This is a genomic window from Streptomyces sp. NPDC029296, from assembly GCF_055569255.1.
In genome coordinates, this window is record NZ_JBVHXT010000010.1 from 181734 (window position 1) to 195929 (window position 14196).

The window sequence follows — 14196 nt, forward strand, 5'->3', positions numbered from 1 at the left end:
GGTTCGCTCAGTCCTCGTAGGCGTCCAGCGGCGGGCAGGAGCACACCAGGTTGCGGTCGCCGAAGGCCTGGTCGATACGGCGCACCGGCGGCCAGTACTTGTCGGCGGCCGGGACACCGGCCGGGAAGACGGCCTCCGCGCGGCTGTAGGCGTGCGCCCACTCGCCGCCGAGCGCGGCGGCGGTGTGCGGGGCGTTCCGCAGCGGGTTGTCCTCCCCGGGCCACTCGCCCGAGCCGACCTTCTCGATCTCCGCGCGGATGGCGATCAGCGCATCGCAGAAACGGTCCAGCTCCGTGATGTCCTCGGACTCGGTCGGCTCGATCATCAGCGTGCCGGCCACCGGGAACGACATGGTCGGCGCGTGGAAGCCGTAGTCGATCAGGCGCTTGGCCACGTCGTCGACGCTCACGCCGGTCGCCTTGGTGAGCGGGCGCAGGTCGATGATGCACTCGTGCGCGACCAGGCCGCCGGGGCCGGTGTAGAGCACGGGGAAGTGCGGCTCCAGGCGCTTGGCGATGTAGTTCGCCGACAGCACGGCCACCTGGGTGGCCCGCTTCAGGCCCTCGCCGCCCATCAGGCGGACGTACGCCCAGGAGATGGGCAGGATGCCCGCGCTGCCCCACGGGGCCGCGGAGATCGGGCCCACGCCCGTCTCCGGGCCGGCCTCCGGCTGGAGCGGGTGGTTCGGCAGGTACGGCGCGAGGTGCTCGCGGACCGCGACCGGGCCGACGCCCGGGCCACCGCCGCCGTGCGGGATGCAGAACGTCTTGTGCAGGTTCAGGTGGGAGACGTCACCGCCGAAGTGGCCCGGCTTGGCGACGCCGACGAGCGCGTTGAGGTTGGCACCGTCGACGTACACCTGGCCGCCGGCCTCGTGCACGGCCGCGCAGATGTCGGCGACGTGCTCCTCGAACACCCCGTGCGTGGACGGGTAGGTGATCATCAGTACCGCCAGCTCCTCGCGGTACCGCTCGATCTTGGCGCGCAGGTCCTCGACGTCGATCTCGCCGTCCTCGGCGGTCTTGACGACGACGACCTTCATGCCGGCCATCACCGCGCTGGCGGCGTTGGTGCCGTGCGCGGAGGACGGGATCAGACAGACGGTGCGCCGGTCGTCGCCGTTGGCGCGGTGGTAGCCGCGGACGGCGAGCAGACCGGCCAGCTCGCCCTGGGAGCCGGCGTTCGGCTGGAGGGACACCTTGTCGTAGCCGGTGACCTCGGCGAGACGGTCCTCCAGCTCACGGATGAGCGTCAGGTAGCCCTGCGCCTGCCCGGCGGGCGCGAAGGGGTGCAGCTGCCCGAACTCGGGCCAGGTGACCGGCTCCATCTCCGTGGTCGCGTTGAGCTTCATGGTGCAGGAGCCCAGCGGGATCATGCCGCGGTCGAGCGCGTAGTCGCGGTCGGCCAGGCGGCGCAGGTAGCGCAGCATCGCGGTCTCGGAGCGGTGCTGGTGGAAGACCGGATGGGTGAGGTAGGCGTCGGTGCGCAGCAGCGCCTCGGGCAGGGTGTCCTCGGCGGCCCGGTCCAGCGCCTCGATGTCGGCCTCGGCGCCGAAGGCGGCCCAGACGGCGGCCAGCCCGGCCCGGTCGGTGGTCTCGTCGCAGGCCGCGGAGACGTGGTCGGCGTCGACGAGCCGCAGGTTGACGCCCTTGTCCCGGGCGGCGGCGACGATCCCGGCGGCCTTGCCGGGCACGCGCGCGGTCACGGTGTCGAAGTACGCGCCGTGGACGATCTCCACGCCGGCGGCCTGAAGGCCCGCGGCGAGGAGGGTGGCGTAGCGGTGCGTGCGCCGTGCGATCGTCTTCAGGCCCTCGGGGCCGTGGTAGACGGCGTACATGCCGGCCATGACGGCGAGCAGCACCTGCGCGGTGCAGATGTTGCTGGTGGCCTTCTCACGGCGGATGTGCTGCTCACGGGTCTGCAGCGCGAGCCGGTAGGCCTTGTGGCCGTCGGCGTCGACGGAGACGCCGACCAGGCGGCCGGGCAGGCTGCGCGCGAACTTCTCGTGGACGGCCATGTAACCGGCGTGCGGGCCGCCGAAGCCCATCGGCACGCCGAAGCGCTGGGTGGTGCCGACGGCGATGTCCGCGCCCAGCTCGCCGGGCGAGGTCAGCAGGGTCAGGGCGAGCAGGTCGGCGGCCACGGTGACCAGGGCGCCCAGCTCGTGCGCCTGGTCGATGACGGGCTTGATGTCCCGTACGGCACCGGAGGCGCCCGGGTACTGGATCAGCACGCCGTTGATGTCGCGCTCGGCGATCCGCGCCGGGATGCCGTCGGACAGGTCGGCGACGACGACCTCCACACCGGTCGGCTCGGCACGGGTCTCGATCACGGCGATGGTCTGCGGCAGCGCGTCCGCGTCGACCAGGAACAGGCCCTTCTTGTTCTTGCCCATGCGCCGGGACAGGGCCATCGCCTCGGCGGCGGCCGTGCCCTCGTCCAGCAGGGAGGCGCCGGAGGTGGGCAGCCCGGTCAGCTCGGCGACCATCGTCTGGAAGTTCAGCAGGGCCTCCAGGCGGCCCTGGGAGATCTCCGGCTGGTACGGCGTGTAGGCCGTGTACCAGGCCGGGTTCTCCATGACGTTGCGCAGGATGACGGGCGGGGTGAAGGTGCCGTAGTAGCCCAGGCCGATCATGGAGCGCAGGACCTGGTTGCGGTCGGCGAGCGAGCGCAGCTCGGCGAGCACCTCGGCCTCGGTGCGGGCGCCCGGCAGGTCCAGCGAGTCGGCGTTCTTGATCACATCCGGGACCGCGGCGGCGGTCAGCTCGTCCAGCGAGCCGTACCCGACCTGCGCGAGCATCTTGGCCCGCGCCTCCTGGTCGGGCCCGATGTGGCGCTGCTCGAACGGGATGCCCGCTTCGAGTTCGGAGAGCGGAATGCGAGGGGCGGTCATGTGCGGAGGCCTCCTGGTCTGGCGCGACCTGCGAGGGGCGCCCCGGCACGGGCACCCCGACGGCCTCCCCCTCTGTCATCTGCACCTGAGAGCTTCACCGGGGGCCCGCGGGCACCGGCTTTCACCGTCGGTGAGAGCGGGAGCCGTCGACACCCGCCCTGCTTTCCAGAGTGACCTCGTCCGTGCGGTACGTGAGCCTGAGAGATTCCGGGGAGGAGTTGCTCCTTCGGCGCCTCCGACAGGGTCGGAGGACTCTCCCGCGCGGGGTCAGCAGCCGCTTGCCAGCCTACCAGCGAGGTCAATCGTGCGGTCTTCGAGTGGCCGCCTCCTCGAATGTGCTCTTTGGTAGTGCTTACGGATGAGTTGCGACCACGTGGAGGGAGAGGGACCGTGCAGACCGACATCGATCCGCGCAGCCTGATCGGCCGCAAGGCGTTCGACCGCAGGGGCACCAAGATCGGCACCATCGACGAGGTGTACCTGGACGACGCGACCGGTGTGCCCGAGTGGGCGGCCATACGCACCGGTCTGTTCTCCCGGGATGCCTTCGTGCCCCTGGAACCCAGCGAGCTGGTCGACGGCACCCTGCGCGTCCCCTTCGACCGCGCCCTGATCAAGGACGCCCCCGATTTCGGCGTGGGCCGCCATATCTCTCCCGAGCAGGAACTCCAGCTCTACCACCACTACGGCCTGGACACCGCCTCCCCTTCCGCGCTGCCGGACCACGACTTCGGCAAGCTGGCGGGTTCGGAGGAGGGCTGAGAGGACCCTTCCCGCCGGTCGCGCGCGTCTTCCTGCTCCCTGGTCTCCGTGACGCGCGGCTCTTCCGCGGCCCGGGCGTCTTCCGGAGCCCGGGCGTCTTCCGGAGCGTCCGGGGTGCGGGAAGGGTCCATGACCAGTGGCAACGGGTCGGCGGACGCCAGCTCGGGATCGTCGACGAAGAACGTCCGCACCCGGCCCGGCCCGGACTGGGGCGTCTCGAACCGCACCGTCACCCTGCCCACCCCGCTGCCCTGGACCCAGCCCGGCCCGTACTCGGCGTGCCGCACATCCTGCCCGGCCCGCCAGTGCGGCTCGGCTGTGTCCGGCCGTTCCCCCTCGGCCTCGGCGGCGTGCTCCTCGGGCTCCTCGTCCGCCGGCACCGGCATCGCCTGCGCGAACAGGTCCTCCTGCGTGTAGTCGGCGAGCCCGGACACGCCGACGCCGAGCAGCCGTACCCCGCCGGTGGTGTCCACGGAGTCCAGCAGCCGCGCCGCCGCCTCCCGGATGACCACGGGATCGTCGGTGGGCCCGCGAAGCGTCTCGGAACGGGTCAGGGTGGAGAAGTCGTACCTCCGTACCTTGAGCACGATGGTCCGCCCGGACAGCCCGGCCCCGCGCAGCCGCCGCACGCACCGGTCGGCCAGCCGCCGCACCTCCAGGCCGACCCGCAGCCGGTCGTGGATGTCCACGTCGTAGGTGTCCTCCACCGACACCGACTTGGCCTCCCGCTCGGCCACCACCGGCCGCTCGTCCCGGGCCAGGGCCATGGCGTACAGCGCCTGCCCGTGCGCCTTGCCGAGCAGCCGGACCAGCTCGTCCTCGCCGGCCTCCGCCAGTTCCCCGACCGTGGTGATCCCGGCTCTGCGCAGATGGTCCCCGGTGGCCGGGCCGACCCCCGGCAGCGTCCGCACCGGCATCGGCGCGAGCAGTTCCCGTTCGGTGCCCGGCTCGATCAGCACGAGGCCGTCCGGCTTGGCCTGCTCGGAGGCGATCTTGGCGAGCATCTTGGAGGCGGCGAGTCCCACCGAACCCGTGAGCCCGGTGACCGCCCGGATGTCCGCCCGCAGCTTCTCCCCGGCCCGTCGCGCCGACTGTTCGTCCCAGGCCGCGCCCCCGGCCTCCAGGTCCACGAACGCCTCGTCCAGGCTCAGCGGCTCCACCAGCGGCGACAGCTCCCGCAGCAGCCCCATCACCTGCTCGCTGACCGACCGGTACAGAGTGAAGCGCGGCACCAGATAGGCGGCGTGGGGGGCCAGCCGGCGCGCCTGGGCCATGGGCATCGCCGAGTGCACCCCGAACACGCGTGCCTCGTACGACGCGGTGGCCACCACACCGCGTGGTCCGAGCCCACCCACGACCACGGCCTTCCCGCGCAGGCTCGGCTTGGACGCCTGCTCCACCGAGGCGAAGAAGGCGTCCATGTCGAGATGCAGGATCGTGGGCGCGTTTCTCACATGTCCGATGCTGCACCACGGCACTGACAATCCGCCGGTGCCGTGGGTCCGGTCGGAACCGGACGGTCAGACCGCGCGGTTGCGGCGCCGCGCCAGTTCGTCCGTGGGGTTGTGCCCGACCAGGGTCTCGCCGGTGTCGATGCGTTCGCCGTGCAGCTGGGAGAGGGCGCTTTCCACGTCCCGCCACACCACGCCCACGGCGATCCCGAAGATGCCCTGACCGCCCTGGAGCAGGGCGTGGACCTCGTCCGGCGAGGAGCACTCGTACACGGTGGCGCCGTCGCTCATCAGGGTCATCCGCTCCAGATCGCGGAAACCGCGTTCCCTGAGGTGCTGCACCGCCGTGCGGATGTTCTGCAGCGACACACCGGTGTCCAGGAACCGCTTCACGATCTTCAGGACGACCACGTCGCGGAAGCTGTACAGCCGCTGGGTGCCCGATCCGTAGGCGGGCCGCACGCTGGGCTCCACCAGACCGGTGCGGGCCCAGTAGTCCAGTTGCCGGTACGTGATGCCGGCGGCAGCGCAGGCCGTGGGCCCGCGATAGCCGATCTGCTCGGACGTCATGGACGCCACCCCTCCGCCGTTCGGCACCGCCGTCGGCAGCTGCGGAGGGTGCTCCACCGCGCCGCCGGGATGGGCATGTCCCCCGCCTGGGCGCAGCGAACTCGGGGGCGGGTACGGACCGCTTTCCCCGAAACCGCGTCCCGGGGCACCCCCAACCGTACCGTCGCCGCTGGTTCTCACGCCGACCTCCGTCCTTGACCTGCCTTCTCGACGGTAGGCAGTCACCAGGGGTGCGTCAACGATCGCCACACTCGGCACGCCGAGTGATAATCACCCTAGGAGTGGTTTCCCGTGTCCCACCGCGGGGAAAGGCTAGCCGAATGCGCTCGCGGCGAGCCGTAGGACGCTCTCGGTGCCGGGGGCAATCGCCGGGGGCCGGCCGCGTGGAGCCGCCGGTCCCGCCGGGCACAACCGCTGGTCCGGGGGCCGGCCGCGCCGCTCACTGGCTGCTGGTGCCGAAGTCCTCGGGGGAGATCTGGTCGAGGAACTCCCGGAACTTCTCCACCTCGTCCTCCTGCTCGTCGGGGATGGCGATGCCCGCGTCGTCCAGCACCGTGTCACTGCCGTAGATCGGCGTGCCGGTGCGCAGGGCCAGCGCTATGGCATCGGAGGGGCGGGCGCTGACCTCGACCCCACTGGCGAACACCAGCTCCGCGTAGAAGACGCCTTCTCGCAGATCGGTGATGCGCACTTCGGTCAGCTCCTGGCCGACGGCCTCCAGCACGTCCTTGAACAGGTCGTGGGTCAGCGGACGCGCGGGCGCCATGCCCTGCTGGGCGAAGGCGATCGCCGTCGCCTCCCCCGGCCCGATCCAGATGGGGAGGTAACGGTCGCCTCCCACTTCGCGCAGGAGCACGATCGGTTGGTTGGAGGGCATTTCGACCCGGACACCTACGACATCGAGCTCGTTCACACAGCAACCCTAGGCCGTGCCCGGGACGTTTGGGTAGTCGGGCCGGGAACAGGTGCCCGATCCGGCCGCCCGGTGTCCCCCCGCTTCAGGGGATCCGGACCCCGAGGGCGCTCTTCACCAGAGCCGCGTGCAGCTTCATCGTGAGGTCCGCCAGCTCCTTCGCGCGGGCCTCGGCGTGCGCCCTGGTCTGCGGGTTGCGGTGGCGCCTGAGCGGGGCCACCACCTGGTCGACCAGGCCCGCCTCACGGTCGGCGGCGGCCTTCATCACCCGCAGGTGGCGCGGCTCGATCCCGAACCGGCCCAGTTCGGCGATCAGCGAGGCCACGGTGACCGCCTCGGCGTCGTACGCCCCGTCCTCCAGGGGAGCGATGAGCCCGTAGGACTCCCACTCCTTCAGCTCGCCCTCGTCGATGTCCGCCGCGGCCAGCAGCTCGTCCCGGCCCACCCTGGCCACCGTCGGTCCCTCCACGGACACCGGTCCGTCCTGCGCGGTGCGCTGGCGCCCGACCAGGGGCAGCGGGACGGCCTCGCCCCGCTCCATGGCGTCCAGGTGCTCCCGGATCACCTTGAGCGGCAGATAGTGGTCCCGCTGCATCCGCAGGATGTGGCCGAGGCGCTCGACGTCCCCGGCGCTGAACTTGCGGTACCCCGACGGGGTCCGTCGCGGCTCGACGAGCCCCTCCGACTCCAGGAAGCGGATCTTGGAGATGGTGACTTCGGGAAACTCGTCGCGCAGCACGTTCAGCACCGTGCCGATGCTCATCAGCCCACTGTCCCTGGCGGCGGTACCGCTTCCGGCACCGCCGCTCGGTGTTTGAAGCATGGACCTTCCCTCTGGGGGTCCCCCCGGACACCGGTCCGGGGGCGGGTCAGTAGCCCTGCCGGCTCGCGTGGAAGACCAGCCGGTACTTTCCGATCTGCACCTCGTCACCGTTCGACAGGGCGACCTGGTCGATGCGCTCGCGGTTGACGTACGTGCCGTTCAGGCTGCCCACGTCGGCCACCGTGAACGAGCCGTCCGGGGAACGCCGGAACTCCACGTGCCGCCGGGAGACCGTCACGTCGTCCAGGAAGATGTCGCTCTGCGGGTGCCGGCCGGCCGTCGTCAGGTCGCTGTCCAGCAGGAAGCGGCTGCCCGAGTTCGGCCCCCGGCGCACGACCAGCAGCGCCGAGCCCGGCGGCAGCGCGTCCACCGCGGCCTGCGCCTCCGGGGAGAGCATCGGCAGCGGCGTCTGGCCGGTCGCCTCGGAGTCGTAGGCCTCCAGCCCGGAGATCGAGATCGTGGACGTCGTCTCGGAGGCCCGCTCGGGCGTCAGCCCGGGACGCAGCGGCGCCCCGCAGTTGGAACAGAACCGGGCGTTCTCCGCATTGCGGTTACCGCACCTCGTACACACCAGGACCGACATTGACGGATCCTCCTGCCGCGGCTGCCCCGCCGGGGCGTTGGACGCGTACGGGCCGGAGGAGAACCCTCCACCCGTACCTGAGGTTGACGGTTGCCCGAAACCTATGCCGCCGGACTGGGCAGGGTCAACTGACGCCGCGCCCTGACCTCCCGAAATGTCACCGCCCGGACCAGCGACCTGGTCCCGGAACAGTGGGCGCTGGCCCTCCGCGTCAGGCTGCGCGCGATGACGAGCGGTCGCGTTGTCGCGACCCTCTCGCGCGCTCTTGCCGAACAACTTCGCAAACAACTTCACGGGCGATTCCCCTTGACCGAAACAGACCCGCCCGTGGGGCAGGACGAACCCTGATTGCCTACACCGGCCGAGCCGGACATTCTCACAACGTCCGTATGCACCAAACAGTTTCCACCACGCACCACCCCTTCGGTGCGCCGACCCCCCGCAACCTCATGCCCCTGCCCGACGGCCCCCATGCACCGCCGGTTCACTGGGAGGACGACCGAGCGTAGTCAGGCCGCTCCGCCCGCCGCAAGGCGTCTACGACGATCTTGTCGGAGTGCTCGACGGTCACCGTGGCCTGCTCTTTCTTCAGAGTCTGCACCACGCCTCCAGGGATGTTCAGCGCCGGCTCGAGGTCCTGCGGCTTGCCGATGACCCTGAAACGATACGGTGCGTTGATCTTGTTCCCGTCGACGCTCACACTCCTGTCGGAGTCGGCGAAGTAGGTGCCGGCGACCACCCGGACCCCGTTGACCTGGATCGCCTCCGCACCGGCCGCGCGCAGCTCCTGGATCGCGTCGAGCAGCATGTCCGCCTTGACCGTCCCCTTCGTGTCCTCGATCGTCATGGTGATGCCGGGACCCTGTGCCGCCACGGTGCCCGCCAGGATGCCGAGTTGCCTTGCCTTCTCGGCGGTCTGCCGGCGCGCCTCCGCGGCCTGGTCGGAGCTGCTCTGCAGTTCCTGACGCTGCCTTTCGAGTCCCTGCTTCTCGTCCTCAAGACGCTGAGTACGCGAATCCAGTTCATCGAGGATGCGGACGAGATCTTCCTGGCGGGCGCCGCGCAGCGCGCTGTCGGTGTCGCTGTTGGACGCCACCTGCACGGCCAGGCCGAAGCCGAGACCGAACAGCAGCACGGCGACGATGAGTTGCGCCCGGGTGAAACGCGGCGGCCACAGGCCCTTGACGAGCCGCTGCCGGCCCGTCAGCGGCTGCCGGGGCCGCCCCCCGTCCGGCTGCCCGGCCCCGGGCGCGGGCACCGCCACCGGCACCTCGGCCGGCAGCTCCCTGCGCAGATGGCCCGCCGCCTGCTCGCCCCGGTCGGTGCGGATGTCCTGTTCCTCGCGGTCGTTCTGCTCGCTCATGGATGTCACGCCCGGAAGACGTGCCGTCGGATCGCCGCGGCGTTGGAGAAGATGCGGATGCCCAGGACCACGACGACGCCCGTGGACAGCTGCGCGCCCACGCCCAACTTGTCGCCGAGGAACACGATGAGGGCGGCGACGACCACGTTCGACAGGAACGACACCACGAAGACCTTGTCGTCGAAGATGCCGTCCAGCATGGCCCGCAGACCGCCGAAGACGGCGTCCAGCGCGGCGACGACGGCGATCGGCAGATACGGCTCGACGACCGCCGGAACCTCGGGCCGGACCAACAGCCCGGCCACGACTCCCACGACGAGGCCCAGTACGGCGATCACGATGTGCCCTTCCCGGTCTTCTCGGACTTCGGCTGTGCTGTACGTACGATCACACTGGGGGCGGCGGGCAACCGGACGTCGTCCTCCGTCGAGATGGTGGCGCGGATGCCGTAGTTCTCCTCCAGGGCGTGCAGATACAGGCCGTCGGCGCTGTTCTGGAACCTGGTGCTCAACCTCTTCGCGTCCCCCACCGCCAGCACCGCGTACGGCGGCACCAGCGGCCTGTTGTCGACCAGTATCGCGTCACCCGCGGCCCTGATCGCGGACAGGGCGGTCAGCCGCTGCCCGTTGATGGAGACCGCCTCGGCCCCGGAGGCCCACAGTCCGTTGACCACGCGCTGCATGTCCCGGTCCCGCACCCGGCCGGTGTCGGAGAACCCGGAGGTCTCCCGGGGATTGGCGCCCTCCCCGCCGCCGGCGGCCTCCTTGGCGTCGTTCACGACGAGCCGCACGCCGGGGCCGTGCACCGCGGTGGCACCCGACAACAGGCCCACCAGGTCCGCCTCGGCGCTGCCGCCGCTGGACCTCAGGGCCGCCCGCCGGCTCGCGTCGACGTCGTCGCGCAGCTTGTCGACGGTGCTCTCCAGCTCGTCCGCGTCGTCGGTCTCGCTGTCGATGCGGTCGATCAGCTCTTGGCGCTCCTTGGCCACCACGGGCGCCGTCACCCGCGCCTGGGCCGCCCCCACGGTCACGACCAGCGCCGCGAGGACCAGACCGGCGGCCAGGCCGAGTTTGGCCCGCAGGGTCTTCGGCAGACCGCCCTGGCCCGCGGACTTCCTCCGGGCGGCGGCCTCGGCGTAGCCGTCGTCGAGGCTGTGGTCCATGACGTTGGTGATCAACGACATGGAGGCGTCCGGGCGCTGCGGCCGCGCGGGGCTGCTCCGAACGGGGGGTTGCTGCGGCATGCCGCACATCGTCGCATGTCGCGAGCGGTACCTCCGAACGGCCCCACCGGCGTGCCGGACAGACCCCTTCGGGGACACTTGTCCGCCACGCGCGCGTGCGGCGGCTTGCGCCGCCGCACGCTGTTCGGTACGGCCCGGGGACGCCGTGCCGACGGCCCCGGGCCCGTAAGGGTCTTACCGGCCGGCGCTGTCCACGACGGCCGACCACTCGTCCAGCAGGGCCTGCGCGGAGGCGTCGTCGGGGCCCTCCGCCCACAGGTGGGTGACCGCTTCGGCCGGGTCGGGCAGTACCATCACCCAGCGCCCGTCGGTCTCCACGACCCGCACACCGTCGGTCGTGTCGACGAAGCGGTCCCCGGCGGCCTCGACCACGCGCCGCATCACGAGTCCCTTGACGGCCCACGGCGTCGCCAGATCGCGCTTGAGGACGTGCGCCCGCGGGATCCGGGCGTCGATCTGGCTCAGCGTGAGCTGGGTGCGTGCCACGAGCCCGATGAGCCGTACGAAGGCCGCCGTGCCGTCGTACACGCCGCTGAACTCGGGGACGATGAATCCGCCCTTGCCGTCGCCGCCGAAGATGGTGCCCTCTTCGCGCCCGACGCGCGTGAGGTCGTCCGGCGAGGTGGTGGTCCACTCGACCTGGGTGCCGTGGTAGGCGGCCACCTGTTCGGCGATCCGGGTCGTGGTGACCGGCAGGGCCACCCGTCCGCTGCGCCGTTCGGCGGCCACCAGGTCCAGCATGACCAGCAGCGCCCGGTCGTCCTCGATGATCCGGCCCTTCTCGTCCACGAGCGACAGCCGCTCGCCGACGGGGTCGAACCGCACACCGAACGCGGCACCCGAGGAGGCCACTATCTCGCCGAGCCGCACCAGCCCCTTGCGCCGCATCTCGGCGGTCTCGGTGGGCCGCGTCTCGTCCAGACCGGGGTTGATGGTCAACGAGTCCACGCCGAGCTTGCCGAGTAGGCTGGGCAGCACGAGCCCGGCGCTGCCGTTGGAGGCGTCCACGACGACCTTGAGGCCCGACTCGGCTATCCCGGTCGTGTCGACGTTGCGCAGCAGCGACCCGGTGTACGAGTCGAAGACGCTCGCCGGGAAGTGCAGGTCGCCGATCTCGCCGGGGAACGCCCGCCGGTACTCCTGGCGCGCGAACACCCGGTCGAGCTTGCGCTGGCCGCCCTGCGACAGGTCTCCGCCCTGGCCGTCGAAGAACATGATGTCGACCGAGTCCGGGACACCGGGCGAGGTCCGGATCATGATGCCGCCGGCGCTGCCGCGCGCGGTCTGCTGCCGGGCCACGGGCAGCGGCACGTTCTCCAGGTCGCGTACGTCGATGGCGCTGGCCTGGAGCGCGGAGATCACCGCGCGCTTGAGCGCCCGGGCGCCGCGGGAGTGGTCGCGGGCCGTGGTGACGGTGGCGCCCTTCTTCAGCGTCGTCGCGTAGGCACCGGCGAGCCGTACCGCCAGCTCGGGAGTGATCTCCACGTTCAGGATGCCGGAGACACCGCGGGCGCCGAACAGATGCGCCTGACCGCGTGACTCCCAGATCACCGAGGTGTTGACGAAGGCGCCGGCCTCGATGGTCTTGAAGGGGTACACCCGGACGTTGCCCTGGACGATCGACTCCTCGCCGATCAGGCACTCGTCGCCGATGACCGCGCCGTCCTCGATTCTCGCGGCGCGCATGATGTCGGTGTTCTTGCCGACGACGCAGCCGCGCAGGTTGCTGTGCTGGCCGACGTAGACGTTGTCGTGCACGACGGCCTTGTGCAGGAAGGCACCGCTCTTGACGACGACGTTGGAGCCGACGACGGTGTGTTCGCGGATCTCCGCGCCGGCCTCGACCTTCGCGTAGTCGCCGATGTACAGCGGTCCGCGCAGGACGGCGTCGGGGTGCACGTCGGCACCCTCGGCCACCCATACGCCCGGCGAGATCTCGAAGCCGTCGATCTCGACGTCGACCTTGCCTTCGAGGACGTCCGCCTGGGCCTTCACGTAGCTCTCGTGCGTGCCGACGTCCTCCCAGTAGCCCTCGGCGACATAGCCGTAGACCGGCTTGCCTTCCTTCATCAGCTGCGGGAAGACGTCACCGGACCAGTCGACGGGGACGTCGGGGTCGACGTAGTCGAAGACCTCGGGCTCCATGACGTAGATGCCCGTGTTGACGGTGTCGGAGAAGACCTGGCCCCAGGTCGGCTTCTCCAGGAAGCGCTCGACCTTGCCTTCCTCGTCGACGATGGTGATGCCGAACTCCAGCGGATTGGGCACGCGGGTCAGGCAGACCGTGACGAGCGCGCCTTTCTCCTTGTGGAAGTTGATCAGCTCGGTGAGGTCGAAGTCGGTCAGGGCATCGCCGGAGATGACGAGGAAGGCATCATCCTTCAACGCCTCCTCGGCGTTCTTGACGCTTCCGGCGGTACCGAGTGGCTTCTCCTCATTGGCATAGGTGAGCTCCATGCCGAGCTCTTCGCCGTCACCGAAGTAGTTCTTTACGAGCGATGCCAGGAACTGCACGGTGACGACGGTCTCGGTGAGCCCGTGCCTTTTGAGCAGCCGTAGCACATGCTCCATGATCGGGCGGTTTGCCACGGGCAGGAGCGGCTTGGGCATGCTAGAGGTCATGGGGCGCAGGCGTGTGCCTTCGCCCCCGGCCATCACGACGGCCTTCATGTCGGAAGCGTCCTCCTCCAAGAGACGACGGTCTTAGCCGACTTCACCCGTCCGATTGTCCCGCACTTTTACACCGCAGGCCATCGAGGCGTTATGTCTGGACAATCGCCGAGCTCAATCGGCCATGGTGTCCGCTCGAACCAATCGGCGGACCTGTACCACGTAGAGCACTCCTGCCCACCAATACAGGGTTGTACCCCATCCGGCGAAAGCCCATCCGAAAATAGCGGCGAGTGACGAGATCCAACCACTTCCGTCACTGAGCAGCAGGAGCGGGAAGGCGTACATCAAGTTGAACGTGGCGGCCTTCCCGAGGAAGTTCACCTGGGGCGGCGGATACCCGTGCCGGCGGAGGATGCCCACCATGACCAGCAGAACCAGTTCTCGCGCCAGCAACAGTGCGGTCAGCCAGAGAGGCAGGATCTCCCGCCAGGTGAGCCCCAGGAGCGTGGAAAGCACGTAGAGGCGGTCCGCGGCGGGGTCGAGAAGCCGGCCGAGGCTGCTGATCTGGTTCCAGCGCCGGGCGAGCTTGCCGTCGAGATAGTCGCTGACCCCGCTGAACGCCAGCACGAGGAGGGCCCAGCCATCGCTCTTCGGACCGCCGAACTCCGGCCTGAGGATCAGCCACAGGAACAGGGGGACGCCGACGAGCCGTGCCATGCTGAGGATGTTGGGGATGGTGAGGACCCGGTCCGTCTGGACACGGGTCTCCTGGACCTCCACCCGGGGGCCTCCTGTGCGAAACGAGCCGATGATGCTCACTGACTTTACCTCAACGCAAAAAAGCTCCGGCCCCTGGGCAGTGCCCAAGAGCCGGAGCTTCAAAAGGAGTTCGGCGGTGTCCTACTCTCCCACAGGGTCCCCCCTGCAGTACCATCGGCGCTGTGAGGCTTAGCTTCCGGGTTCGGTATGTAACCGGGCGTTT

At 70.3% G+C, this 14196-nt stretch carries 12 protein-coding genes, 1 rRNA gene and 1 riboswitch; of the genes, 1 reads left to right on the top strand and 12 read right to left on the bottom strand.

Features of this window, described 5'->3' with window-relative positions; translation table 11 throughout:
- Nucleotides 1-7: 7 nt before the first annotated feature.
- Nucleotides 8-2893 carry an aminomethyl-transferring glycine dehydrogenase gene (gene gcvP / locus ACZ4W9_RS11785; protein WP_467934936.1) on the bottom strand — a complete coding sequence of 962 codons (2886 nt, stop codon included), beginning with the start codon at nt 2891-2893 and terminating at the stop codon, nt 8-10.
- Nucleotides 2894-3068: 175 nt separating this feature from the next.
- A riboswitch (glycine riboswitch) is annotated at nt 3069-3163 on the bottom strand.
- A gap of 120 nt (nt 3164-3283) precedes the next feature.
- Here gcvP and ACZ4W9_RS11790 point away from each other — a divergent pair.
- Nucleotides 3284-3655, top strand: coding sequence for a PRC-barrel domain-containing protein (locus ACZ4W9_RS11790; protein WP_467934937.1), 372 nt, complete (start codon nt 3284-3286; stop codon nt 3653-3655).
- Here ACZ4W9_RS11790 and ACZ4W9_RS11795 read toward each other — a convergent pair.
- From ACZ4W9_RS11795 to rrf, 11 genes are all read right to left on the bottom strand, one after another.
- Nucleotides 3577-5109, bottom strand: a complete 1533-nt coding sequence (locus ACZ4W9_RS11795; protein ID WP_467934938.1) for a DNA polymerase IV — start codon at nt 5107-5109, stop codon at nt 3577-3579. The two genes, ACZ4W9_RS11790 and ACZ4W9_RS11795, sit on opposite strands and share 79 nt — an antisense overlap.
- 66 nt (nt 5110-5175) lie before the next feature.
- Nucleotides 5176-5856, bottom strand: a complete 681-nt coding sequence (locus tag ACZ4W9_RS11800) for a MerR family transcriptional regulator (protein ID WP_467934939.1) — start codon at nt 5854-5856, stop codon at nt 5176-5178.
- A gap of 259 nt (nt 5857-6115) precedes the next feature.
- Nucleotides 6116-6589 (bottom strand): bifunctional nuclease family protein, encoded by a 474-nt coding sequence (locus tag ACZ4W9_RS11805; protein WP_026253112.1) that lies wholly within the window; start codon nt 6587-6589, stop codon nt 6116-6118.
- An 85-nt stretch (nt 6590-6674) separates the two neighbouring features.
- Nucleotides 6675-7412 (bottom strand): transcriptional regulator FtsR, encoded by a 738-nt coding sequence (ftsR, locus tag ACZ4W9_RS11810; RefSeq protein WP_467934941.1) that lies wholly within the window; start codon nt 7410-7412, stop codon nt 6675-6677.
- Between the two features lie 46 nt (nt 7413-7458).
- Nucleotides 7459-8289: an FHA domain-containing protein gene (locus ACZ4W9_RS11815; protein ID WP_467934942.1), complete on the bottom strand. Its 831-nt coding sequence runs from the start codon at nt 8287-8289 to the stop codon at nt 7459-7461.
- A gap of 190 nt (nt 8290-8479) precedes the next feature.
- The gene (locus tag ACZ4W9_RS11820) at nt 8480-9358 is read right to left on the bottom strand and encodes a DUF881 domain-containing protein (protein ID WP_467934944.1); all 879 of its coding nucleotides are present in this window, start codon (nt 9356-9358) and stop codon (nt 8480-8482) included.
- A 5-nt stretch (nt 9359-9363) separates the two neighbouring features.
- A complete protein-coding gene (locus tag ACZ4W9_RS11825) occupies nt 9364-9696 on the bottom strand; it encodes a small basic family protein (RefSeq protein WP_003988855.1) in 333 nt (110 codons plus the stop codon).
- Nucleotides 9693-10601: a DUF881 domain-containing protein gene (locus ACZ4W9_RS11830; RefSeq protein ID WP_467934945.1), complete on the bottom strand. Its 909-nt coding sequence runs from the start codon at nt 10599-10601 to the stop codon at nt 9693-9695. Before ACZ4W9_RS11830 ends, ACZ4W9_RS11825 begins: the two co-directional genes overlap by 4 nt.
- 174 nt (nt 10602-10775) lie before the next feature.
- A complete protein-coding gene (locus ACZ4W9_RS11835) occupies nt 10776-13271 on the bottom strand; it encodes a sugar phosphate nucleotidyltransferase (RefSeq protein ID WP_467934946.1) in 2496 nt (831 codons plus the stop codon).
- Between the two features lie 114 nt (nt 13272-13385).
- Nucleotides 13386-13994 carry a CDP-alcohol phosphatidyltransferase family protein gene (locus tag ACZ4W9_RS11840; RefSeq protein WP_344351237.1) on the bottom strand — a complete coding sequence of 203 codons (609 nt, stop codon included), beginning with the start codon at nt 13992-13994 and terminating at the stop codon, nt 13386-13388.
- Between the two features lie 107 nt (nt 13995-14101).
- Nucleotides 14102-14196 (bottom strand): 5S ribosomal RNA (gene rrf, locus ACZ4W9_RS11845); the annotation flags it as partial.

Bases quoted from the DNA above. Each gene is read 5' to 3' on its own strand.
- gcvP (WP_467934936.1), bottom strand. From the start codon at position 2,893: ATGACCGCCCCTCGCATTCCGCTCTCCGAACTCGAAGCGGGCATCCCG.
- ftsR (WP_467934941.1), bottom strand. From the start codon at position 7,412: ATGCTTCAAACACCGAGCGGCGGTGCCGGAAGCGGTACCGCCGCCAGG.
- ACZ4W9_RS11820 (WP_467934944.1), bottom strand. From the start codon at position 9,358: ATGAGCGAGCAGAACGACCGCGAGGAACAGGACATCCGCACCGACCGG.
- ACZ4W9_RS11830 (WP_467934945.1), bottom strand. From the start codon at position 10,601: ATGCCGCAGCAACCCCCCGTTCGGAGCAGCCCCGCGCGGCCGCAGCGC.
- ACZ4W9_RS11835 (WP_467934946.1), bottom strand. From the start codon at position 13,271: ATGAAGGCCGTCGTGATGGCCGGGGGCGAAGGCACACGCCTGCGCCCC.